General features: G+C 66.1%; 17 protein-coding genes and 1 tRNA gene. 9 read left to right on the forward strand and 9 right to left on the reverse strand.

Annotated features, from left to right (window positions below; translation table 11 throughout):
- The first annotated feature begins 3 nt into the window (after positions 1-3).
- From tolR to HWX07_RS12570, 6 genes are all read left to right on the forward strand, one after another.
- Entirely contained in the window at positions 4-453 is a 450-nt protein-coding gene (gene tolR, locus HWX07_RS12545) for a protein TolR (RefSeq protein WP_006484943.1), read from the forward strand.
- A complete protein-coding gene (gene tolA, locus HWX07_RS12550) occupies positions 450-1523 on the forward strand; it encodes a cell envelope integrity protein TolA (protein ID WP_175876458.1) in 1074 nt (357 codons plus the stop codon). Before tolR ends, tolA begins: the two co-directional genes overlap by 4 nt.
- Before the next feature lie 109 nt (positions 1524-1632).
- Positions 1633-2928 carry a Tol-Pal system beta propeller repeat protein TolB gene (tolB, locus tag HWX07_RS12555; RefSeq protein WP_059574261.1) on the forward strand — a complete coding sequence of 432 codons (1296 nt, stop codon included), beginning with the start codon at positions 1633-1635 and terminating at the stop codon, positions 2926-2928.
- A 17-nt stretch (positions 2929-2945) separates the two neighbouring features.
- On the forward strand, positions 2946-3458 hold the full coding sequence (gene pal / locus HWX07_RS12560; RefSeq protein WP_006484980.1) for a peptidoglycan-associated lipoprotein Pal: 513 nt from the start codon (positions 2946-2948) through the stop codon (positions 3456-3458).
- Between the two features lie 19 nt (positions 3459-3477).
- Complete coding sequence (gene ybgF / locus HWX07_RS12565; RefSeq protein WP_175756266.1) at positions 3478-4227, forward strand: tol-pal system protein YbgF; 750 nt, start codon at positions 3478-3480, stop codon at positions 4225-4227.
- A 111-nt stretch (positions 4228-4338) separates the two neighbouring features.
- Positions 4339-4415 (forward strand) — tRNA-Lys (locus HWX07_RS12570).
- 332 nt (positions 4416-4747) lie between these two features.
- On the opposite strand, the gene yiaA is transcribed toward HWX07_RS12570, so the two are convergent.
- Positions 4748-5191 carry an inner membrane protein YiaA gene (yiaA, locus tag HWX07_RS12575; protein ID WP_175683935.1) on the reverse strand — a complete coding sequence of 148 codons (444 nt, stop codon included), beginning with the start codon at positions 5189-5191 and terminating at the stop codon, positions 4748-4750.
- 103 nt (positions 5192-5294) lie between these two features.
- Positions 5295-6242, reverse strand: a complete 948-nt coding sequence (locus HWX07_RS12580) for an AraC family transcriptional regulator (protein WP_124633166.1) — start codon at positions 6240-6242, stop codon at positions 5295-5297.
- 129 nt (positions 6243-6371) lie between these two features.
- Between HWX07_RS12580 and HWX07_RS12585 the strand changes: the two genes are divergently transcribed.
- The 3 genes from HWX07_RS12585 (at position 6372) to cysC (ending at position 9034) form a co-directional block, all read left to right on the forward strand.
- Positions 6372-6701, forward strand: a complete 330-nt coding sequence (locus tag HWX07_RS12585) for a carboxymuconolactone decarboxylase family protein (RefSeq protein ID WP_006484989.1) — start codon at positions 6372-6374, stop codon at positions 6699-6701.
- 201 nt (positions 6702-6902) lie between these two features.
- Positions 6903-7736: a class II glutamine amidotransferase gene (locus HWX07_RS12590; protein WP_011544669.1), complete on the forward strand. Its 834-nt coding sequence runs from the start codon at positions 6903-6905 to the stop codon at positions 7734-7736.
- 734 nt (positions 7737-8470) lie between these two features.
- Positions 8471-9034: an adenylyl-sulfate kinase gene (cysC, locus tag HWX07_RS12595; RefSeq protein ID WP_054927404.1), complete on the forward strand. Its 564-nt coding sequence runs from the start codon at positions 8471-8473 to the stop codon at positions 9032-9034.
- A gap of 119 nt (positions 9035-9153) precedes the next feature.
- Here cysC and HWX07_RS12600 read toward each other — a convergent pair whose 3' ends face one another.
- The 7 genes from HWX07_RS12600 to HWX07_RS12630 form a co-directional block, all read right to left on the reverse strand.
- A complete protein-coding gene (locus tag HWX07_RS12600) occupies positions 9154-9834 on the reverse strand; it encodes a GNAT family N-acetyltransferase (RefSeq protein ID WP_175876459.1) in 681 nt (226 codons plus the stop codon).
- Positions 9831-11159 (reverse strand): aminotransferase class I/II-fold pyridoxal phosphate-dependent enzyme, encoded by a 1329-nt coding sequence (locus tag HWX07_RS12605; RefSeq protein WP_175876460.1) that lies wholly within the window; start codon positions 11157-11159, stop codon positions 9831-9833. The genes HWX07_RS12600 and HWX07_RS12605 overlap by 4 nt, the downstream gene beginning before the upstream one ends.
- A gap of 64 nt (positions 11160-11223) precedes the next feature.
- Positions 11224-12141: a UDP-3-O-acyl N-acetylglycosamine deacetylase gene (locus tag HWX07_RS12610; RefSeq protein ID WP_175876461.1), complete on the reverse strand. Its 918-nt coding sequence runs from the start codon at positions 12139-12141 to the stop codon at positions 11224-11226.
- Complete coding sequence (locus tag HWX07_RS12615) at positions 12138-19775, reverse strand: type I polyketide synthase (RefSeq protein WP_175876462.1); 7638 nt, start codon at positions 19773-19775, stop codon at positions 12138-12140. Before HWX07_RS12615 ends, HWX07_RS12610 begins: the two co-directional genes overlap by 4 nt.
- 3 nt (positions 19776-19778) lie before the next feature.
- Complete coding sequence (locus tag HWX07_RS12620) at positions 19779-21290, reverse strand: LTA synthase family protein (protein ID WP_244129973.1); 1512 nt, start codon at positions 21288-21290, stop codon at positions 19779-19781.
- A gap of 13 nt (positions 21291-21303) precedes the next feature.
- Positions 21304-22089: an SDR family NAD(P)-dependent oxidoreductase gene (locus HWX07_RS12625; RefSeq protein ID WP_012327962.1), complete on the reverse strand. Its 786-nt coding sequence runs from the start codon at positions 22087-22089 to the stop codon at positions 21304-21306.
- Positions 22082-23290: a capsular biosynthesis protein gene (locus tag HWX07_RS12630; RefSeq protein ID WP_012327961.1), complete on the reverse strand. Its 1209-nt coding sequence runs from the start codon at positions 23288-23290 to the stop codon at positions 22082-22084. Before HWX07_RS12630 ends, HWX07_RS12625 begins: the two co-directional genes overlap by 8 nt.
- Between the last annotated feature and the right edge of the window lie 473 nt (positions 23291-23763).

A 23763-nucleotide genomic window follows, 5' to 3' on the forward strand; every position in this document is an offset into this window, starting at 1 on the left:
GCCATGGCAGGAAGCCCCATCCGATCCAGCATGCGCGGCGGCCGCTCGCGCCGCGCGATGGCCGACATCAACGTCGTGCCGTACATCGACGTGATGCTGGTGCTGCTCGTGATCTTCATGGTCACCGCACCGCTCGTCGCCCCGTCGATCATCAACCTGCCGACCGTCGGCAACGCCGCGCCGCAGGAGCAGACGCCGCCCGTCGTCGTCAACATCAAGGCCGACCGCACGATGAGCGTCAAGTACAAGGGCGACTCGGGCGCGACCCAGGAAGACACGATGACGAAGGCCGAGCTCGACAGCTTCATCTCGGCCCGTCAGGCCGATCACCCTGACCAGCCGGTCGTGATCGCAGCCGACAAGACCGTGCAGTACGATGCCGTCATGACCGTGATGTCCGATCTGAAGGCGCGCGGCGTCAAGCGCGTCGGCCTCCTCGTCAAATCGCAATGAACCGGCAGCAATCCACGCGCAGATCCGCCTACCCGCTCCAGCCTCCTCGCGAGCGCGGGACGTGGCGCGCGTTCGCGCTCGCCGCGCTGATGCACGTGCTGCTCGCGCTGTTCCTCTATCACGGCGTGCAGTGGCAGAACAGCACGCCGGCCGGCGCCGAAGCCGAGCTGTGGACCGAAGTGCCCGACGTCCCCGCGCCGCGGCCCGTCGTCACGCCCGCGCCGCCCGTGAAGGTCGCGCCGCCCCCTGCCCCGGTGCGCGACGAGCAAGCCGACATCGCGCTGCAGCAGAAGAAGCGGCAGCAGGAAGCGGCCGCGCGCGAAGCGCAGCTCGAGCAGCAGCGCCGTGCGCAGCAACTGAAGGCCCAGCAGGAAGAGGAAGCCCGGCGCGCACAGCTCGCCGCGCAGCAGGCCGCCGCGCTCGCCGCCCAGAAGGCCGCGGAACGCGAAAAACAGAAACAGGCCGACAAGCTCAAGCAACAGCAGCTCGCCGAGCAGCAGAAGCTCGAACAGCAGAAACTCCAGCAGCAAAAGCAGGCGCAGCTCGAAGCGCAGCAGGCGGCGAAGGCGAAGGCCGACGCGGCTGCGAAGGCCAAGGCGGAAGCCCAGGCCAAGGCGGAAGCCCAGGCCAAGGCGAAAGCCGAGGCCGCGGCACGCGCGAAGGCCAGTGCGGCGGCGAACGCGAAGCTCGACCGCGAACGCAGCGCGCGCCTCGCACAGATGCAAGGCCTGTCCGGCGCCGGTGAAGGCGGCGGCGAAGGTCTCGCGAAAAGCGGCACGGGTACGGGCTCCGGCGGCAATGCCGCCACGCCCGGCTATGCGGACAAGGTGCGCCGTCGCGTCAAGCCGAACATCGTTTGGGGCGGCGAGCGGGCCGGCCTGACCACCGTCGTCAAGATTCGGTGCACGCCGTCCGGTGACGTATTGAGCGCATCGGTCTCCCGCTCGAGCGGGAATTCGGGGTGGGATCAAGCCGTGGTCAGTGCGATCCACGCATCGGTCCCGTTGCCGCCCGATTCTAACGGTCGTACCCCGTCTGACATTACGATTACCTTCAAGGCGGCGGAGTGAAACGAAATGCGCTTACACTCCGGGCGTCGCTGTCAGATGGGAACGAATCGGGTATTTTTACTGTCTCTGCCGTTGCGCAGCGATCCAAGCCATACGGGAAGCAAGAAGCATGAGTTTGATGACAAAGCTAGGTTTCAGGGCACTTGTGGCCTCGTGTCTGATCACGGCGGGCAGCGCCGCTAACGCCCAGGTCAACGTGCTGATCACCGGTGTCGGGTCGACCCAGTTCCCCATTGCCACCGCGAACTTCACGAACGAGGCGAACTTGCCGCAGCAGGTCACGTCGATCGTGCGCGCCGACCTCGCGCGCAGCGGCAAATTCACCAACATCGACGCGGGCAGCACGCCCGTGCCCGAGACCGCCTCGGTCGATCTCGGCGCATGGAAGGCCAAGGGCGCGAATGCGTTCGTCGCCGGCAGCGTGAACCGCGACGCGAACGGTCAGTACAAGGTCAACTTCATCCTGTACGACACCGTGAAGCAGCAAAGCCTCGGCGGCCTGTCGCTGACGGCCACCGACACCACGCTGCGCACGGCCGGCCACAAGATCGCCGATTACATCTATCAGAAGCTGCTCGGCGTGCGCGGCGTGTTCGCCACGCGCCTGTCGTACGTGATCAAGACCGGCAACCGCTACCAGCTGCAGATTTCCGATTCGGACGGCCAGAACGCGCGCATCGCGCTGTCGAGCACCGAACCGATCATCTCGCCGGCCTGGTCGCCGAGCGGCACGAAGGTCGCGTACGTGTCGTTCGAGCGCAAGAAGCCGATCGTCTACATCCATGACCTGCCGACCGGCCGCCGCTACATGGTCTCCGACCAGAAGGGCAACAACAGCGCACCGGCGTGGTCGCCGGACAGCAACACGCTGGCCGTCGCGCTGTCGCTGACGGGCAATACGCAAATCTATACGGTCAACGCGAACGGTGGCGGCCTGCGCCGTCTCACGCAGAGCAGCTCGATCGACACCGAACCGTTCTACTCGCCGGACGGCCGCTGGATCTACTTCACGAGCGACCGCGGCGGCGCGCCGCAGATCTACCGGATGCCTGCCCAGGGTGAAAGCGCCGGTGCCGCGCAGCGCGTGACCTTCACCGGCAGCTACAACACGAGCCCGCGCGTGAGCCCGGACGGCAAGCTGCTCGCTTACATCTCCCGCACGGGTGGGGGCTTCAAGCTGTACGTTCAGGATCTGCAGACTGGCGCGGCGAACGCCATCACGAATACCAATCGCGACGAATCGCCGAGCTTCGCGGCAAACGGCCAGTACCTTCTGTACGCTACCCAGTCGGGTGGTCGCAACGTTCTGGCTGCAGTGCCCTCCGACGGCAGCGCGCCGCCGCAGATCCTGTCCGTCCAGGGCGGCTCCGTTCGCGAGCCGTCGTGGGGGCCCTTCATGCAATGACCACAAGGAGAGTAACCATGATGTCGAATAAAGCTCGTCTGGCCCTGGCCGTGATGATGATCAGCGCGCTCGCAGCGTGCAAATCGGGCGTGAAGCTCGACGACAAGGCAAACAACGCGGGCGCAGTCAGCACGCAGCCGAGCGCCGACAACGTCGCGCAAGTGAACGTCGATCCGCTGAACGATCCGAACAGCCCGCTCGCGAAGCGCAGCATCTACTTCGACTTCGACAGCTATTCGGTGAAGGACGAGTACCAGCCGTTGATGCAGCAGCACGCGCAGTACCTGAAGAGCCACCCGCAGCGCCACGTGCTGATCCAGGGCAACACCGACGAACGCGGCACGAGCGAGTACAACCTCGCGCTGGGCCAGAAGCGTGCGGAAGCCGTCCGCCGTGCGATGGCACTGCTCGGCGTGAACGACTCGCAAATGGAAGCCGTGAGCCTCGGCAAGGAAAAGCCGCAGGCAACGGGTCACGACGAAGCATCGTGGGCGCAGAACCGTCGCGCCGACCTCGTCTACCAACAGTAAGTAACGGAAGAATCGCCGTATGACGCACCGTTTAACCTGGCTGCGCGTTACCGCAGCATTCTGCGTCGCCGGCGCGGCGTGGTCGGCCGCGCCGGCGCACGCCGGCATGTTCGACGACAACGAAGCGCGCCGTGCCGTGCTCGATCTGCGCAGCAAGAGCGACAACCTGTCGAGCCAGTTGTCGGCCGCCCAGCGTACGATCCTCGATCAATCCGGCCGTATCGACCAGCTGAACCAGCAGGTCGCGACGCTGCGCGGCGAGAACGAGGATCTGACGAACCGGCTGACGACGCTCGAGCGGCAGCAGAAGGAGTACTACCAGGATCTCGACACGCGGCTCAAGAAGTTCGAGCCGCAGCAGGCGACGATCGATGGTGTCGAAGGCACCGTGCAGCCGGGTGAAACGGATGCGCTCAGCGCGGCGCAGCAGCAGTTCCGCAACGGCAACTTCAAGGCGGCCGCGGCTTCGTTCCGCGCGTTCATCGCGAAGTATCCGCAGAGCCCCTATCAGCCGACCGCGCAGTACTGGTACGGCAACGCGCAATACGCGCTGCGCGACTACCGCGGCTCGACCGCCACGTGGCAAGGGATCGTCAGCAAGTTCCCGCAACACCCGCGCGCGGCCGACGCCCTCGTGGCGATCGGCACGAACCAGCTCGAGCAAGGCCAGAAGGCGGCCGCGAAGAAAACGTTCGAGCAGGTCGTGTCGCAGTACGCCGGATCGAACGCAGCGCAGACGGCGCAGGGCAAGCTCGAAACGATCAAATAATTATCGTGACGGGTTGTTGACAGTCCTATAACCCGTCGCTATAATCTTTTGCTCTTTGGGTCGTTGCCCAAGTTGTTGAAGCAACGAATCAAAAACAAGTTTCAAGAACGTGGGGTGGTAACTCAGTTGGTTAGAGTATCTGACTTTTAATCAGAGAGTCGAGGGTTCGAGTCCCTCCCACCCTACCAACTATCTTCGATAGTGCAAAAAGCCTCCCTCGCGGAGGCTTTTTTGCGTCTGTGGCCGGGTCGCATCGGGAACCCTTCTCTGACACCAGTGCGCGCGTCGATGAAAGCGCGCCCGGTACGCGCAGTCCAATGATTCATTCATCGCCGACTTCAACGAGCAGATCGCCGTACGCGTCGGCGCCGCGCTGTCAGTGAAGTTCGGCATCCGGAATATCTCCATCGTCATGCGCAACGGCATGGACTAAACGACAGGACGGCACGCCGGCGAATGCAGGCACTGCGAACCTCATCGCGCAACGGGCGCCCTCAGCGGGCGCCCGCCTCGCGGGCCGTCACTCCTGGATCGACGGCGCGGAATCGGCGTCGGTATAGCGAGGCTTCGCGTTCTGCAAGTCGCGCGTGTTCTTCTGCACGGCGACCGAGCCGAACAGCGCGAGCACGAACGACATCGCGTAAAAGCCCTTCTCGCTCAATTGCAGCGTCGCGTTGAAGAGGCCGACGATCAGCAGCGCGATCGACAGCAGCAGCGCCACCCAGCTGAGGCCGTAGTAGATGCCGGTGACGGAAATACCTTCCGCGCGGTCGCGCACGCTCTTCTGCAGCGAGATCGCCGCGTAGAGGCCGAACACCAGCACGGTGAAGTAGTAGCCCTTCTCGTTGAGTTGCATGCCGGCGTTCCACAGCCCGATCAGGAATGCCGCGAAACCGGCGAGCAGCGCGGCCCACGACGCGGCCACGAACGCGAACGACGGTTGCTGGATGGTGGTCTGGTTCATTGCTTTGCCCTCTCTTTCTTGTTGTTCGAAATCGTTTTCGTTGAACTGCGTTTTGCGCATGGTAGCAGCTTTGGCCCGCGTCACGGCAGGCGTGCTTGCACGCTCACGTTTCGCGCCGCGCGCGCCGCCAACGCCCCGGCGTCGTGCCCAGCACCGCGCGAAACGCCTTGCCGAACGCGGCCTCGGACTGGTAACCGACTGCCTGCCCGATTTCCGCCTGCCCGCGCTGCGTGTCCTGCAGCAGCGCGCACGCATGCATCATCCGGATCTGCGCGACGAACGCGCCGACACTCATGCCGGCTTTCTCGCGGAAATGTCGCGCGTAGGTCGCGCGCGACATCGCTGCCTCGGCGCCGAGCGATTCGACCGTCCACGGTTGCGCCGGCGCCTGCAGCACGGCCTGGACCGACGGGCCCAGCCGCGCATCGGCCGCAAGCGCGAGCCAGCCGGACGGTACGCGCGCACCGCGACCGTACGCGCGCAGCGCATACGCCAGCAGCGCCTGCCCGAGCGCATTCACGATCGCGCCGGCACCCGGCTGCACGTTCGACGCCTCGGTACGCAGCACACTCGTCAGCAATTGCAGCGGCGCGGCCCCCGAGGTGTCGCGCAACCCGACGTGCAACACCTGCGGCAGTGTACGCATCAGCAGTTCGCCCGCGCCGCGCGCATAGACGAACCGTCCGCAGAGCAGATCCACGCTCGCGCCGCCCGGTTCGGCCGGATCGAGATTCGACTTGACCGGCAGCACCGCGCCGTCGCCGGCATGCGAATCGCGCAGCGGCACGAGCGGCTTCGACTGGCCGCCCGCTACGTGGAGCAGATCATGCGCACCGCCTGCGGGCAGCAGCACGAAATCGCCCTCGGCGAGTTGCAGCGTGCGCCCGTCGGCGGCACGCAGCCGGCAGGCGCCGGCCAGCACCAGATGGAACGCCGCCTCGCCGGGCGGCAGCGGGTCGTGCGGCATCGCGAACGGACCGTCGAGCAGGCAGCGCACGTCGAGCTCGACATGGCTGCGGCCCAGCGACAGCAGTTGGCTCAATGCATCCATGAGACGATTACGCTAAAAATTGACACTCTAGCGTATCGAAACCCTCAGCGCGAGCGATCAGAATAGCCTTGCATCGCCCGAGATCGCGGCACCCGCCGCCCTCCTCACTCTTCTCGACAAGGACGCATCATGCTGAACTGGAACGAATACCGGAAGGAACTCTCGACCCGTATCGGCGACATCGCCAAGCTGTCGCCCGATACGCTGGCCGGCTACAAGGCGCTGTCCGGCGCGGGCGCCAAGACCGGCCATCTCGACGCGAAAACCCGTGAGCTGATCGCGCTCGCGGTGGCCGTCACGACGCGCTGCGACGGCTGTATCGCCGTGCATACGGCCGAAGCGGCCAAGCATGGCGCGACCAAGGAGGAAGTGGCGGAGGCGCTCGGCGTCGCGATCGCGTTGAATGCGGGCGCGGCGCTCGTCTATTCGGCGCGTGTGATGGACGCGCTCGGCGACTGAGCCGGCACGGTGCGGCACGGTCCACGTGCCGCACCGCACCGAACTGCTGCATTGCATGGCGCCGAGAGCCACATGGTCGCGCGGTCGCGTATCGCGCGGAGGCGGCCGCCACGTATGACGATTGTGGCTGAGCCGCCCGGACGCGGCGACGTCGCGGAGTCGGCTACCATGCGCGAACGATACATCGTGAAGGAGCGCTCCATGTGCCGCTGGCTCGCCTATACGGGTAATCCGATCCATCTGGAAACCGTGCTGTTCCGCGCGAAGCATTCGCTGATCGACCAGAGCCTGCATTCGGAGCTGGGCGCCACGACCACCAACGGCGACGGCTTCGGCATCGGCTGGTACGGGCATCCCGACGAACTCCCGTTCCGCTATCGCTCCGTGCATCCCGCATGGAACGACCGCAACCTGCGCGAAGCCGCGCGTGCGATCCGCTCGCGGATGTTCATCGCACACATCCGCGCGGCGACCGACACGCCCGTGCAGGAAACCAACTGCCACCCGTTCCGCCACGGCCGCTGGCTATTCGCGCACAACGGGCTGATCCGCGACTTCCACAAGCTGCGCCGCGACCTGACGATGAAGGTCGACCCGGCGCTGTTCCCGACGCTCGAAGGCTCGACCGATTCCGAGCTGATGTTCCGCCTTGCGCTGACGTACGGTCTCGAGCAGGCGCCGCTGCCGGCGCTCGAACGGATGGTCGGCGTGGTCGAGGAAACCGCCGCGCGGCATCGCGTCGCCGATCCGCTCAACATGACGATCTGCGCGACCGATGGCGAACGGATCGTCGCGGTGCGTTACTCGAGCGAACGGCAATCGCGCTCGCTGTTTCACAGCACGTCGTTCAAGCATCTGCACGAGCTGTATCCGCATAACCCGCGTATCGCCGAAGCCGGCGATGATGCGTTCATGGTCGTGTCGGAGCCGCTCGTCGACCTGCGCGGCGCGTGGGAGGAAGTGCCGGAGGGCATGGCGATCGTCGCGCATGGCGCCGATGTGCAGCAGCGGCCGTTCGGGCCGCGGCACAAGTGACATGCGGCAGTCCTGAAGAAAGCGAGCATATTCAGGGCACCGGATACTTCCACGCGATAAGACAATTGCGGCGATCCGGTTTTAAGGAGCGACGCTTGGGACTACCGATGCAATCAGAAGGGATGCCAATCGTCGCCCGACAAAGATAATCGGCCAGCACGCATCGAATAATCCCCATTCGATAATGAGCGACAGAGCGTCATCACGAAGCGAGCCCCGCACGCGCTCCCTCTCCGTGTTCGCCGAATAAAAAATTAATACTCTTGCGATTTCATACCCGCGAGGAACGGGGGCGATAATCGAAACACGGTCGACGACATATGTGCCGAGCGATTCGGCCACACGTCGACGGGCGACCGTCGCCATTCTTCTAACGATTCCGACGCAAGCGATTCCCGCTTCCCTCATGGCATCGGGCCCGGCCACAACATACCCAAACTCGGGGGCCATGAAACGGGGCGGAGATTGTACGCGCCTTTTACCTCGGCGCCGACACCTGCTCATTTCAAATTATTACGACGAATCGGCAATCATTACCGGGCAGAGGGAGGCCGAACCACGTCGTGCCACACGAAGGCGAGCGCTTATTCCTGATTAAAATATTCAAGTTACAAATTTAGAAAAGGCACGTTACAATCCGCCGACGGATGAATCCGCATCACAAAAAAGTACGACGCAGTTACCGGCACATCGAATCCGAGATGACTCAAGATCTCCAAAATTCCCTCCCTGTCATGCTGACGGGTAATCAATCCGTGCTTTCCAGCATGAAGCAGGACCATGCCTTCGCGGTATGGCTCACCGGCGTCTCCGGTGCCGGTAAATCGACGCTGTCGAACCTGCTGAAGGAACAACTCGATGCGCGCGGCCTGCGGACTTTTGTGCTGGACGGCGACCTGCTTCGCGAAGGATTGAATCAGGATCTTGGATTCAGCGACGCAGACCGCCACGAGAATATTCGTCGGACTGCCGAGGTCGCGCGCCTGATGGTGGATGCCGGGCTCGTCGTCATCGTTGCGCTGATCTCGCCGTTTCTGGAAGCGCGCGCCAAAGCGCGCGCGCGTTTCCCGGCGGGCATGTTTTTCGAAGTCTTTGTCGACGTTGCGCTGGATGTGGCGGAAGCGCGCGACCCCAAGGGGCTGTATGCGCTAGCAAGGCAAGGGGCCATTCGGCAGTTCACCGGCATCGAATCGACCTATGAAAAACCGGTATTGCCCGACGTGCACGTGCGCACGGGCGCAGCCAGCCCGATGGAATGCGTGCACGCAATCATGCAGAAATTGCCGTTGAACGGCTGATACCGATACTGGCGCGGCCACCGGCTCATCCGCGTCTCTACTACCCTCGTCTATTTCGGCGCGTCATTGCTGCGCGGGCGACGATTGAACCGTCCGCCTGACGCCACAGCGGCCCACGGTCATCGTTGGCCGCGACGCGCGAGCCGCATCCGGATCGAATCAAGCTCGCCCGGCAACCTGCGCGAACGCGCGCGCTGCCGCGGCAGCACAACGAACCCGAGGCGTTCGTACAGTGCACGAGCCCTCGCGTTGCGCGTCAGCACGTCGAGCACGACATCGCGACTGCCATCGACCGGCAACGCGCCAGTATCCAGCGCATCGCGAAACAGCGCGCTGAACACCCCCGTGCCGCGCTGGCGTTCGTCCGTCGCGCAATGCGCGACGAGAATCTGCGGACGCTTCGGCGCCGGGAGTTCCGTTTCCAGGACCAACCCGCGCAGCAACTGGCCAACCGTGCGGCGCACGCCGAAGAAGCGCGCGAGCGCCCACACGACGTGCACGTCGTCGAACGTCGTCCGCTGTCCGTCGTGAATCGCCATCACCGCGAGCACCGCGCCATCGTCCCCGACTGCAACCCGATGCCGGCGCCACGAGAAGCGTCCGTGACGCGACCGGAACGCTTGCTGCAGGAAAGCGATGCAGCGTGCGTCGCTTTCGCCGAGAAAGAAGCCGAATTCGGCCACGCCGGACGCAAACACGAGCGGCGCGCATGCTGCCGCATCATCCGCACTGGCCGCGCGAAACCGCACCGGCTCGCCCGCGCGTGGAACCGCTTGCGCGACCGCGGCGGCCTGCGTCACGCGCTGCGCCCCGCGAGGCACGACAACACGCCCACCGTCCGGCTGATCTGCTCCGGCTCGTGCGTCGAGCAGATGAAGAAACGCAACCGCGCGGCCTTTTCCTCGACGGCCGGATAGAAGATCGGCTGCACGTTGATCCCTTCGTCGAACATCGCATTCGCCCACTGCGCGGCCTTCAGCGAACTGCCCGTGATCACCGGCACGACCGCATACCCGGCGCTCGTGCCGGTATTCAGCCCGGCCGCACGCGCCTCGGTCAGGAACTGCCGCCCGCGCGCCTGCAACTGCGCGACGCGCTCCGGCTCGGCCTGCAGGCGTTCGAGTGCCGCCAGCGACGCTTCGGCGAGCGTGGGCGCGAGCCCGACGCTGTACAGGAAACCCGGCGCCAGATGGCGCAGCATGTCGACGAGCGGCTGGCAGCCGGCGATGAAGCCGCCGCAGCCGGCCAGCGTCTTGCTCATCGTGCCCATCCACATGTCGACCTGGTCGGGCGCGACGCCGGCATGCTCGCGAATGCCCTTGCCGGTCGCGCCGAGCACGCCGAGCGAATGGGCCTCGTCGACCAGCAGGAATGCCCCGTGACGCGTCTTTACGTCGACGAAGCGCTGCAGGTCGGGGAAATCGCCGTCCATGCTGTACAGCCCTTCGATCGCGATCAGCACGTGCCGGTATTCGCGGCGCACGCGCGACAGCAGCTCGTCGAGCGCCTGCCAGTCGTTGTGCGGGAAGCTCAGCCGCTTCGCGCCGCTCAACTGCGCACCCTGCACGATGCTGTTGTGCGCGAGCGCGTCGTGGACCACCAGATCGCCGGGGCCGAACAGCGCACCGATCACGGTCACGTTGGTCGCATGGCCGCTCACGAATGCGACGCAGTCGTCAGTCTCGTAGAACGCGGCCAGCGCGCGCTCGAGCGCGCGCTGCACCGGACGCTCGCCCGCGACCATCCGGCTCGCCGAAGCCGACGTGCCGTAGCGGTCGATCGCGGCTTTCGCGCGCGCGGACACCGCCGGATCGCCGGCCAGCCCCAGATAGTTGTAGTTGGCGAAGTTCAGGTATTCACGGCCGCCGATCTGCGTGGTGGCCCCGGCGACGCCGTCGTGCACGCGAAAAAACGGCGACTCGACCCGCAGTTTCTCGCCCATCTCGCGCATGATGCGGACCTGCTGATACTGCGGCATCGACTCGAAGCGGCTGCGTGCCGACGCGGTCTGCGCAGCCGGCGTACCGGGCACACCCGGCGCCGCCGCGGCGTCGGTCGCGCGCTCCAGTTGCCGTTTCAGCGCTTTCGCCGCCAGTTGCTGGCGAAGATGCTCTCCCAGTGCCATTGCGTCCTTCGCTCTATCTCGAAAAGACGCTATGTTACGCCGCGTATCTTGAAAAAGTGTGGTTTCAGGTCTCGAAAAACTCGGCCCACTGCCATGCATCGGGCGCGGCCAATAGCGCATCGACCAGCCGGAAATTCATCTCGTGGCTCGGCCGCAGCGCGCTCACGCGCGCGAGCAGCGGCGCGCCGGCCAGCGCGAGATCGCCGACCAGGTCGAGCACGCGATGCCGGACGAATTCCTCGGGCAGCCGCATTCCGCCCAGCACGCGATTGCCGACGATCGACGCGGTGCACGACGGCCGCGCGCCGCGCAGGATCGGCACACCACGAAGATAGCCGGCGACGATCGCGGGCACGGCCCACTTCACGCGCCCGTACGAGCGAGACGGCGCGATGTCGGTCGCGAATGTGGCCGGCGTCAGCGCGCCGTCCCAGTGCATGTCGCCGAAGCCGCGCAGATCGTTGCGCACGCTCAGTTCGTAACGCGGCGCCGGCTCGATCTGCATCTCGCGCGGCTGGTCGCCGTCGCCGTCCGTGACGACGATGGGCCGCAGCACACGGATGAAGCGTTTCGGCGCATCGAGCGCGACGCGGCCGCATGCGCGGATCGCGTCCACCCACGGCGTGGCGCTGCCGTCGAGGATCGGCACCTCTTCCGCGTCGAGCTCGACGATCGCGTGATCGATCTCGCACGCGAGCAGCGACGCGAGCAAGTGCTCGATCGTGCGCACGCCAATGCCGTCGGCATTGCGCAGCATCGTGCAGAGCGGCTGCGCGCGGCGCAGCGCGGGATCGACGGGCAGCGTCGCGAGCGTGCGGCCGTGCTCGACCCGACGGAACACGATGCCGGTCACGCCGTCTTCCGGACGCGCGGGCAGAATCCGCACGCCGACCCGGCGCCCCGTATGCAAGCCGTGCCCGTCGATCGTCAGCGGGCGCGCCAGCGTGCCCTGCCGCGTCGCCCAGCCGGTCGGCGCGCTCACCGCGCCACCTCCAGCGACGGCGATACCTGCTCGGCAACCGGCGCCGGCTGCGCATCGAGCATCGCGCGCGCTTCGCCGTCGATCGCATGCTTCGCGGCGAGTGCCGCGACGGCCTCCTGCGCGGCATCGGCCGCCGACGCGGCATCGGAGCCGGCGTCGGCCGACGCGCCGATCGAATCGACGATGCGCCCGGCCAGCGTCGTCACCGACGCGCCTTCCGCGATCGCCATCACCGACAGCTTGACCTCGAACGCTTCCTCGACCGCAAGGCCGAGCTCCATCCCCATCAGCGAATCCATGCCCATGTCGAGCACCGACTTGTCGAGCGCAATGCGATCGGGCGTCATGTGCAGAATCCGCGCGATCTGCGCCTGCAGCGTTCGCGCCACCAGCGCAATGGCTTCATCGCGCGGCAGGGCGAGCACTTCTTCACGCAGTTGCGTGCCGCCGTCGCGCGCATCGCCGCCCTTCGCCTGCGATTGCAGCAGCGCATACCGGCGCGCCTTCGCCGCCGGCATCCCGCGCGCTACCGCATGCCAGTCGAGCCGCACCACCGCTTCACCGGCCGCACCCGCCACCAGTACGCGCTCGAGCGCGGCCATCGCTTCGTCGGACGTGATCGACGCACCGCCGATCCGCGACTGCAACGCTTCGCGCGTATCGGCGTTGCGTGCGAGGAAGCCGACATCCTCGAGCGGCCCCCAGGCCATGAACATGGCGGGCAAACCTGCCGCGCGGCGATGTTCGACCAGCGCCTCGAGGAAGACGTTGGCCGCGACGTAGTTCGATTGCCCCGGATTGCCGAGATAGGTGGTCGCCGACGAATAGACGACGAACAGGTCGAGCGGCAGCCCGCGCGTCGCGCGATGCAGGTTCCATGCGCCGGCGACCTTCGGCGCGAGCACCGCAGTCATCCGCGCATCGTCGAGATTGCGCACGAGACCGTCGTCGATCGACATCGCGGAATGCAGCACGCCCTTCAGCGGATGGGCACGCCGGACGATCGCGGCAACCATCGCGTCGACTGCCGCCGCATCGGTCACATCGCACGACACGACGTCGACGGTGACACCCAGCGTGTCGCGCCAGCGCGCCACCTCCTCGCGCGCCGCGGCGGCGAGTTCGCCGGAACGGCTCGCCAGCGTCAGCCGGCGTGCGCCGTGCTCGACCATCCAGCGCGCGCTCGCGAAGCCCAGGCCGCCCGTGCCGCCGACCACCAGGTAAGCACCATGCGGATCGAGCGCGAGCGCTTCTGCCCGCGCGACGCCGCGCGTCGGCGCAGGCGTGCCCGACGGATAGGTCACGAGCACCTTGCCGATCTGGCGCGCCTGCTGCATGTAGCGGAACGCATCCTCGGCCCGCTCGGCCGGGAACGCGCGATACGGCAGCGGATGCAGCACGCCTGCCGCGAACAGCGCCATCACTTCGCCGAACAGCCGTGCGGTCAGCTCCGGCAACGCGCCCATCAACTGGTCGGCATCGATGCCGAAATAGCTGATGTTGTTGCGGAACGGCCGCAGCCCGATATGACTGTTTTCGTAGAAATCGCGCTTGCCGAGCTCCAGGAAGCGGCCGAACGGACGCAACGTATCGATGCTGCGCACCATCGCTTCGCCGGCGAGCGAGTTCAGCACGATGTCGATGCCCTCGCCGCCCGTCATCGCGCGGATATCGTCCGCGAACGCCAGGCTGCGCGAATCGAGCACGTGGTCAGCGCCGAGCAGGCGCACGAACTCGCGCTTCTCGTCGCTGCCGGCCGTCGCGAACACTTCCGCGCCGAAGTGGCGCGCCAGCTGGATCGCGGCAATCCCGACGCCGCCCGCACCGCCATGCACGAGCACGCGCTCGCCGCGGCGCAGCCGCGCGAGTTCAACGAGCGCGTAGTACGCGGTGAAGAACGTGGTCGGCACGGTCGCCGCTTCCTCGAACGACAGACGCTCGGGTTTCTGCGCGATGGCCTGCGCGCGTGTCCTGACGCGCGTCGCGAACGACGCCGGCGCGAAACCGAGCACCGCATCGCCCGCTGCGAATGCCGTCACCGCGCGGCCTACCCGGACGACGCGGCCGGACAGCTCCATGCCGATCGTCGCACCCGCGAAGCCGGTCTCCACCGCTTCATCGGACAGGAGCCCCATCGCGTACATCACGTCGCGGAAATTCAGGCCGGTGGCAACCGGCTCGATTTCCACCTCGTCGTCGCCCAGCGCGCTTTCCGGCAGCGCGAACCATTCGAGATTGCGCAACGAGCCCGGTGCGTCGAACGCCAGCACCGACGCGCGTGCAAGCGCGCCGTCGCTGCGCGCCGCGGCCTGTGCGGCCGTCAGCATGCGCGGCACCAGCCGCCCGTGCGCGCTCAGCACGACTTCTTCCTCGACCGCCGCGCCGGTCAGCTCGCGAATCAGCGCATCGGGAATCCCGTGCGCCGAACGATCGACGTCGATCAGGCGACACGCGAGTTCGGGATGCTCGTTCGCCAGCACGCGACCGAGGCCCCACAGCGTCGCCTGTTCCGGATGCGCGTTCGCGGCCCCGGCGAACGGCGCGCCGCCGCGCGTGACGACGGTCAGCCGCGTGCGTGCGTTCGGTTGCGCGCCGAGCGCGCGCACGAGCGCCGCCAGCGCGATCACGCCGTGACGTAGCGCGGCCATCAGGTCGTCTCCCGTCGTCGTGTCGGCGAGCGGCGTTTCCGGCGCGCAGAACACGACATGCGCCGGTTGCCCCGCCGGCAACGACGCAATGGCATCGGCCGCATGCGCGAGGTCGACGATATCGGCCGGGTAGCCCGCGTGCGCGAGCGCGTCGGTCAGTTGCCCGCCGAAACCGCCGGCCGCGTCCGGTGCGTGCATCACGAGCCATTGTTCGCTGCGGGCGAGCGTATCGAGATCGCTCGCGTCGCTGCCGCGTTGCGCGGCCGCGGCGCTTGCCGGGTTGCGTGCGATGACGAACGTCGGCGTGCCGTCCAGATCGAGCGACTGCTCGACATGCCGCACGACGTCGACGAAGCCCGCGCGCGCGAGCGCCGCCTCGAGATCCGTCGGCGCCAGCGGCGCGGGCAGGTCGACGCCCGTCGACGCAGGCTGCGCGCCGAACACGATGTCGGAGAAGCGGCCGCGACGCGGCTCGGCCAGCAGCAGCAAGCCGCCTGGCGCGAGCCACAAGCGCATCGCGTTCAGTGCATCGGCCGCATCAGGACGGCCGCTCAGCGCGCGGTTCGCGACGATCAGGTCGTACGGCCCGGCTTCGTCGGCGGACAGCGACAACCGTTCGCCCGGCTGCAGCGCCACCGTGCGCACCACGGCTTGCGCGTCCGTATCGAACCCGGCGAGCTGGCCGGCCGTCGCGGCGATCGTGTGATCGCAGCGGGCGGCGGCGAGATGCATGCCGAGCGTCTGCAGCACGTCGCCGTCCGTCGCGCCCAGTTCGAGCACGCGCAGCCGGCGCGCCGGCTGCCACGCGTCGACCGCCTGCTCGACGCCGGCCGCCAGCAGCGCATGCACGTGCTGCCAGGTCGGCGATGCCGCAAGCAACTGCTCGACCAGGCTGTGCCCGGTCGGCGACAGCCAGCGTGCGCCGTCCTTCGCGCCGCTCAGCACGTCGGGCAGCGCCGCGCCGCAATGAGCGAGCAGCGTCAGCTCGGCCACGTGTCCGGGCGATTCGGCCAGCAGCCCGCGCCACAGATCGTCGAGCGGCGGCAGCGCCGCGCACGCCGCGTCGTCGCGTACCAGACGCGCGCCGTCACGCGTGGCAAGACCGTCCTCGACGAGCATGTCGGCCAGGCGTGTAGCCAGCGCCGCCTGCTCCGGTGCGGGCTGCCACGTACCGGCGAATACGCCGAGCGCATCGAACGCGTGCAGCACGTACAGGCTGGCCAGCACGTCGAGCAGCGGCAGGATCTCGGTCAAATGCTGCGTCCGACGGCCGCCGAGCTCCGCGGCGTCGACGCGCGCGACCGCTTGCGCGAGCAGCGCGTCGGGTGCCGGCAACGCGGCCGCGTCGACGTCGTTCGGCAACGGCATCTCTTCGAGGCGGTAGACGAAACGCGAAGGCAGATTCTGCCGCCGGCCGACGAGGTCCACGCGCCGGAACCTGCAGCCGCCGAGCCGCGCGACGATCGCGCCCTGCGCGTCGAGGAATTCGAAATGCGCGACGATCGAATGCGGGCTGCGCCGGTCGACCCGTGCGAGCACGCGGGCGACCGCGTCGCCGCGCAAATAGTCGACCCGGCCGATCTGCACCGGCACGTAGGCCGGATGCTCGCCATCGCGCGCCTGCGCCGCCAGCAGCGCGAACAGCGGATGAAACCCGCTGTCCATCAGCGCCGGATGCAGCAGATACGCGGATAGCGCCCGCGCATCGCCGCACGCGGCCGGCGCGGCGACGTCGGCCAGCGCGGCGTCCTCGGCCGCGGCGACCCGCACGGTGCGGACCCAGCGGAACGCCGGCCCGTAGTTGAGGCCGATGGCTGCCGTGTTCGCATACAGCGTGTCGCCGTCGGCGGCCGGCAGCGCGAGCAGGCGTTCGAGCGTCGCGGCCGGCACGATGCTCGCGGCGCCGAGCGCATTGCCGCTTTCCAGCATCCGCCCCGTCACGTTCAGCGTCCATGCGCCGTCGGACATCCGGTCGCGCGTCTCGATCGTAAACGTCGCGGTGCGCGGCTCGATCACGAGCCGGAACAGCTTCGACTGCTGCGGCTGGAACACGACCGGCGTGCGGATCTCGACGTTTTCGAGCGCCGCATCCGGCGTATCGAAGAAGGTGCGTGCCGCGGCGAGCGCCATTTCCACGTAGCCGGCACCCGGGAACGCCACGCCGCCGTCGACGACGTGATCGGCCAGCATCGGCAGCTTTGCCGGATCGAGCTGGTTTTCCCAGCCGAATGCATGTTCGTGCAGCCGATAGCCGAGCAGCGGATGCTCGCGGCGCCGATTGACGAGACCGTAGCCTTCGACGGTCGGCGTGAGCCAGAAACGGTCGCGCTGCCACGGATACGACGGCAATGCCGCACGCGATGCGCCCGGCGCAAAGCGGTCGGGATCGACGCTCGCGCCGTGCGCGATCGCCGTGAGAATCGCTTGCCGCAACGTCGCGGCGCTGCCGTGATCGCGCTTGAGCGTCGGCAGCACCGCGCCGGTCACGCCGGCGCCCGTCAACGCCTGCTTCACGTACGTGCGCAGGATCGAATGCGGCGAGACTTCGATGAACAGCCGGACGCCCTGCTCGATCAGATACGCGATGCCATCGCCGAAGCGCACCGGTTCGCGGATATTGCGCCACCAGTAGCGCGCATCGAGTGCGTCGCCCGCGAGCGCGCCGCCGGTCACCGTCGACACGAACCTGCCGTTGCCCGGCTGGGGCCGCAGGCTGGCCAGTTCGGCCAGCACGACCGGCTCGATGCGGTCCATGTGGCTGCTGTGGAACGCATAGTCGAGATCGAGCATCTGGAAGAACTTGCCGCTGCCGCGCAGCGCTGCCTCCAGCGCCTGCAAGCCCTGCAGCTCGCCGGCGAGCGTCACCGCATCGGGGCTGTTGATGCCGGCCACCTCGACCCGGCGCGCCAGCCCATGGCGCGCGATCAGCTCGCGCGCGGCTGCCTCGCCGATGCCGACGGCCGCCATCCGGCCGCTGCCGCGCGTCATCGCCTGGGCGCGGCTGCGGATCTTGATCACGCGCACCGCGTCGGCGAGCGACAGCGCGCCCGTCACCCACGCCGCGGCGATTTCGCCGACGCTGTGGCCGATCGCCGCGTCGTAGCGCATGCCGCGCGCGTCGATCACCCGGATCATGCCGACCTGGATCGCGAACAGCAGCGGTTGCGCGTTCTCGGTCGCGGCGAGCCATTCGGCGCCCGCGCCGGCCAGCCATGTCGCACCCGGACCGCCGCGCATCACGTCGACCAGCGACGGGCTGCCGTCCGCGCACCACAGCGCGTCGACTTCGTCGAGCGCCGCCCGGAAAACCGCGTTCTCCGCATAGAGTTCGTTGCCCATCCCGACCCACTGGCAACCGTTGCCCGAGAACACGAGCGCGGTACGCAATGCGTCGGCGGGCGCCTGGCCGATCGCCACGCAGGCCGGCAACCCTTCCTGTGCCGGCTGGGCCAGTGCCGCAAGCGCCGCACGGCCTTCGGCCACGTCGGCCGGCGCGACGATCGCGCGATGTTCGAGCCACTGGCGCCGACGGGCGGCCGCGGCGGCAAGCGCCTGCCAGTCGCCGCCCTTGTCGAGCATGGCCAGATAGCGGCCCGCGAGTGCCGCGAGCGCGTTCGCACTACGCGCGGTCAGCGCGAGCGGGGACGGTTGCGCTCGAGTCGGCTCGGGCGCTGCCGTCGACACGTCGTGTGCGACCGGCGCCTCGGTCAGCACGACGTGGGCGTTCGTTCCGCCGAAGCCGAACGAGTTGACGCCAACCGTCAGCGGCGCGTCGCCCGCGTCGAGCGGCATGTAGCGATCGACGACGCGCAAACGCCCGCCGTCGAAATCGATCCCGGGATTGGGCGTGACGAAGTGCAGCGAGCGCGGCACCGCGCGATGCTTGAGGCACAGCACGGCCTTCAGCAGGCCGGCCATGCCGGAGGCCGTTTCGAGGTGGCCGATGTTGGTCTTCACCGAACCGATCAGCAGCGGACGATCGGCCGGGCGCTCACCCGACACGACGTCGATCAGCGCACGCGCCTCGATCGGATCGCCGACCGCCGTGCCGGTGCCGTGCGCCTCGAGATAGGCGAGCGACCGCGGATCGATGCCGGCGCGCGCATACACGCTGCGCAGCAGCGACGCCTGCGCGGCCGCGCCCGGCACGCTGATGCCGCCCGGCGAGTGGCCGACCGAGTTCACGCCGGAGCCGGCGATCACTGCGTGGATCGTGTCGCCGTCGGCCAGCGCGCGATCGAGCGGCTTGAGCAGTACGAACGCGCCGCCTTCCGAGCGCACGTAGCCGTCGCCGGTCGCGTCGAATGCACGGCAACGGCCGCGCGGCGACAGCATCGACGCCTTCGAGAAGCTGACGAAGCCGAACGGGTGCAGCAGCAGGTTGACACCGCCCGCGAGCGCCACGTCGGCCTCGCCGGACTGCAGTGCCTTGACGGCCTGATGGAGAGCGACGAGCGACGACGAACAGGCGGTGTCGACCGTCATGCTCGGGCCGTGCAGGTCGAACAGGTAGGACACGCGGTTCGACGCGATGCTCAGCGTATTGCCGGTCGCCGAATACGGATCGATCACGTTCAGATCGTCCATGTTGCGGTTGCCGTAATCCATGCTGGCCGCGCCGACGAAGACGCCGCAGTTGCTGCCGCGCATGTCGGCCGGGCGCACGCCGGCGTCCTCGAACGCTTCCCATGCGAGTTCGAGCAGCAGGCGCTGCTGAGGATCCATCTGGGCCGCTTCGCGCGGCGAAATGCCGAAGAACGCGGCGTCGAAGCCGGCGACGTTGTCGAGCACGCCGGCCGCGAACGTGTAGCTCTTGCCCGGTTCGCGTTTGGACGGGTGCTGGTAGAAATCGGTACCGAAGCGGTCGGCGGGGATTTCGGTCACCGCGTCGCGTTCGTCGCGCAGCAGTTGCCAGAAGTCGCCAAGATTGTTCGCGCTCCCGGGAAACCGACAAGCCACCCCAATTATTGCAATCTTACTGTTCATCTTTTATGTCGCTTTCTCGGATGCGTGCGGTTCTTCCGCGCGATGTCCGTCATCTTGTACCACATGCAAAAGTACCGACCCAAGCTCTTCGGCTGCCAAATTCCGGCATTCGGGCGTGTCCGTGCCGTAATTTCGCCAAATGAAGTAGTCGCTGGTTTGCGGGGAAACGCCCAACTTATCGAATACGTGAGGCAGAGCGGGAACGTGATCGCCGTAAAAACAAACGACTGTTTCACGATCGCTGGTGCGCAAATGATCGAGCAGGCGCCCGATCATTGCGTCTGCATTTTCAATGTGCCGCAGGTAGGCTGTCAGGTCGCGCCAACTGGCATCTTCGCCAAGAGTATGCCTCGAAGACGATTCTCCCGGTAATACCAGCTCAAGGTGCAGGGGGCCGTGGTTCTCCATTGTCATCGCGAAGATGAAGCGCGGCGCGTTCCGGGGTTCGTCCAGCACATCGATGACGGTATCCAATACGGCCGAATCGGCAATATACGGTCCGGCTCGCGGGGCGGCGACAAAGCTTTCAATATCCAGAAATCTATCGAATCCGAGCAACGGAAAGACCCGATTCCTTCCGAAGAAGTCTGCATAGTACGGATGAATCGCGACAGTCGTGTAACCGCCCCGCCGAAACCAGGCTGCAATCGTTGTACACGCGCGCCGTACGAAAGCGTAAGGGTAGAAACGGGCGTAGCCGAGACGCGCGGACGTCAGTCCGCTCAGCATCGCAAACTCTGTACGCATCGTGTTCGCACCCCAGGCCGGCACGAGCAGTTCACCGTGGCAGATGGATTCCCCGCGCGCAATGTCCAGATTCCGGTAGTTCGCCGAATCGATCGCCGAACCAAGACGCCTCGCGTCGAAATACGATTCGCTCTGGATCACGATCACATCAGGGCCCGCAGTTGGCGCGCCCGATGCGAACGGTCCAGTCCGGGCAACCCCGTCGAATGCGCGCAGCGTCGCGGGACGCAAGCCGTTCAGCAGATACGCAACGAATACTGCAAAAAATCCATGCCGCTGTTGGTCCGCGCCGGCATCCAGCGTAAGCGGCAAGCGTGTCGCCAACCAACAGGTTGCGACCGCAGACACCAGGAGGAGCGCCGTCACCGACCAGAGCGCCCCGTCGAACGGTTGCTCAGCAAAGAAGCCGGTCAACAGCGCCGCGACGCCAATCACGATTCCGATCACCTTGCCGACGCTCAGAAACGGCAGGTACAACCGGGGATGGGCGAACAACTGGCTGAACAGACTCAGATCCGTAAAAACGAATGGCTCGCGCAACGACTCGTACTTTGCATTGTTCACCGTCACCAACAGGCCGACCAGTGCCACTGCAATACAGACGGAAAATACGATGCGTCTTGTCACGATCAGCATCGCACCAGTCAGAAACACAAGTGCAACGACATGCAACATTAGCGCGACGCCGGAACGTTGCCGCACACGCGGCAACGCCAAGACATCCAGCGCAAACGACACGCCAAGCGCAATCAGAAGCGTGAGCAACATGCCAACGCTCAAGCTAGCGCTCCCGTCGAGGTAAGTAGGACAATCCGCCGAGTATCGCGTCACCCAATCGCGCCGGCAGCAGCGTCAACAGGCGCATACCGAGCGCGAGCAATCCCGGAAACGCAATCTCGGCCCGCCGCGCCGCCAGCTTGCGGCGAATATAGCCTGCGGCCTTATCCGCCGACCACATGAACGGCTTGTCCCCCGGGAATACATCGCTCATCGCAGTCTTGACGAAGCCGGGCAACACGATCGCGAGATGTATACCGTCACGCGCCAGCAACGGGCGCACCGAATCGCCGTACGCCTTGAGTGCCGCCTTGCTCGCGCAATACGCAGGCGAAATCGCCATGCCGCGTAGCGCCGCGATCGAACTCACCAAGGCAATCTGGCCGCTGCACCGCGCTCGCATGCGCGCAATCACCGGCAGTACCGCGTGCATCGCCCCATAGAAGTTGGTATCGACGACTGCAGCCATACGATCAAGCTCTTCCCAGTCGCAAGCTGACTCGAGCGTACTGGCAACCCCGGCATTGGCGATCAGCAAATCTATCGAATATGTGTCGTCAAACTGCCAAAGCCATACCTGCATCGCCGCTGCGTCTCGCACGTCGACCGGTGCGGTCACCACCTGAGCGCCAAGCGCTCGGCACGCGTCAGCGCAGGCATCAAGCCGCCGCACGTCCCGACCAACGAGCCCCAACACCACACCAGGCGCGGCGTAGGCAGTCGCGAGTGCGCGTCCGATGCCTGCACTGGCACCGGTGATGACAATGTGACGAGGGGTGGTACTAGTCATGCGATGCCTCAAGCCGTGACACGGCACCGCGAATCGCCCGCTCGATCCCCGTACGGGTATAGAAGTCGCCGTTGATTTGGGTATGGTGAATAACGTAGTCGAGAAATGCTTGGTAAAGCTCACGATCAGGTTCAAATTCAGCTTTCCAAAAATCATCAAGACTGCCTTGCCATGTCAGTCCCTGCATATCGTAGATCGCATGCCCGAGAGCAATTAGCGGCCGCCGATGATGAAGGGCTGACAACCCAACCGTACTGTTCACGACGATTACGCCGCGCGCATACTCGAGCAAGGTCGGCAAGTGCCCCGCGTCGATGAAGGTAACGCGGTCGGCAATTCCTAATTCCTGCGCGAGCAGCAGCACATGGCGCCGATGATCGATTAGCCCCGTATCTAACGGATGATTCTTGACCACCAGACGAACGTTGGAGTCGGCATGAGCAGCGAATGAGCGTAGTACTTGATCGACCGCCGGCCGGGTGCCGCCAAATGGGGAATGCACAACGAGTTGAGCATCCGAATTGAGTTGCAGGGGGAACAAAAAGTAGCCGCCAGTTGCGCGAAGCAGTTGATCCGTTACCCGGCCTGCATCACGCTCGAACCCACGCTGCGCAAGTGCGCGCCAGGCGAGCCCGGCATACTCTACGAACCCGTTATGTGGCCGGTGACTGCGATAGTGCGGGAATCGACGTGAAAATAGCGTGTTGGCGCCGCGATAGGCGATATCGTGAAAAGCTCGCTCACGAAGGTTATAGCCGGTCGGTGCGGCAGGCGGACTTGCTGGCGTCTCCTTGCGTCGGTCACGATACCAGCCCGGATCCCGGGGTAACAGGGAGCGTCCATTGACGCCGTGACGCTCCAGCGTCAGCCAGTGCGGCCGCACATAGCCCTCTTCGAAGACATGCACGCGCATGCCCGCCTTCTGTGCTATCGCGTGCGCGGGTACATGAACCTCGCGACAGTCGCCGAACATCAGCACATCGGTGAAATCACCTCCTCCGATTACGTCCGAATACCATGCCGGCAGTTCGCCAAGGCGCCCCTCATAATTTACCGCATGGCGGGCAGCCCCCCCGTATAGAAGATCTCCTCCACAAAAATTAACCTTCTGTACTGCATGGCCGCGCGTGCGCAAAGCCTCGGCCAGCTTGGAAAAAAAAGGGGAGGCCGTACCCTGAAGCGCAAGATATGAGCGACGCATGAAAGAATGTTGCGAGCGGTGCGGACACACAAGAAACCGGGACACTTTCGTCCCTCACAGCATCCACACTATATATATGAACCGGAAGTGGAAATCACACGGGCGCCACCGCTGGCAATTATCGCATTCGACGGTACCAAAAACATTAGCGCGAACAAAATCGTGAGCCGAAACAGAAATGCAGTGACGCGTGTCACGCAACATCGCTATAATACCGCGCCCCCTCGCCACCCATCCTCGCATACCGCCATCGAGCATGGCCAGATCCGACTACACCACCGACCGGCGCGTATACGCCGTCAGATCCGTCCCACGGCAACCGCCTGAATCTGGCCCGCAGAAATTACCACGCCGCCTGCAAGCCTTACCGCTCACATTCGAAAAAATTACACAAATGACATTGTTGAGTCAGGCGCGAAAAACCACACTTAGATAGCGCAAAATTACGGCGCTGGCTATAATCACTCGCCCGA

It is taken from the genome of Burkholderia sp. BCC0097, assembly GCF_902832985.1.
Lineage (GTDB): Bacteria > Pseudomonadota > Gammaproteobacteria > Burkholderiales > Burkholderiaceae > Burkholderia > Burkholderia orbicola.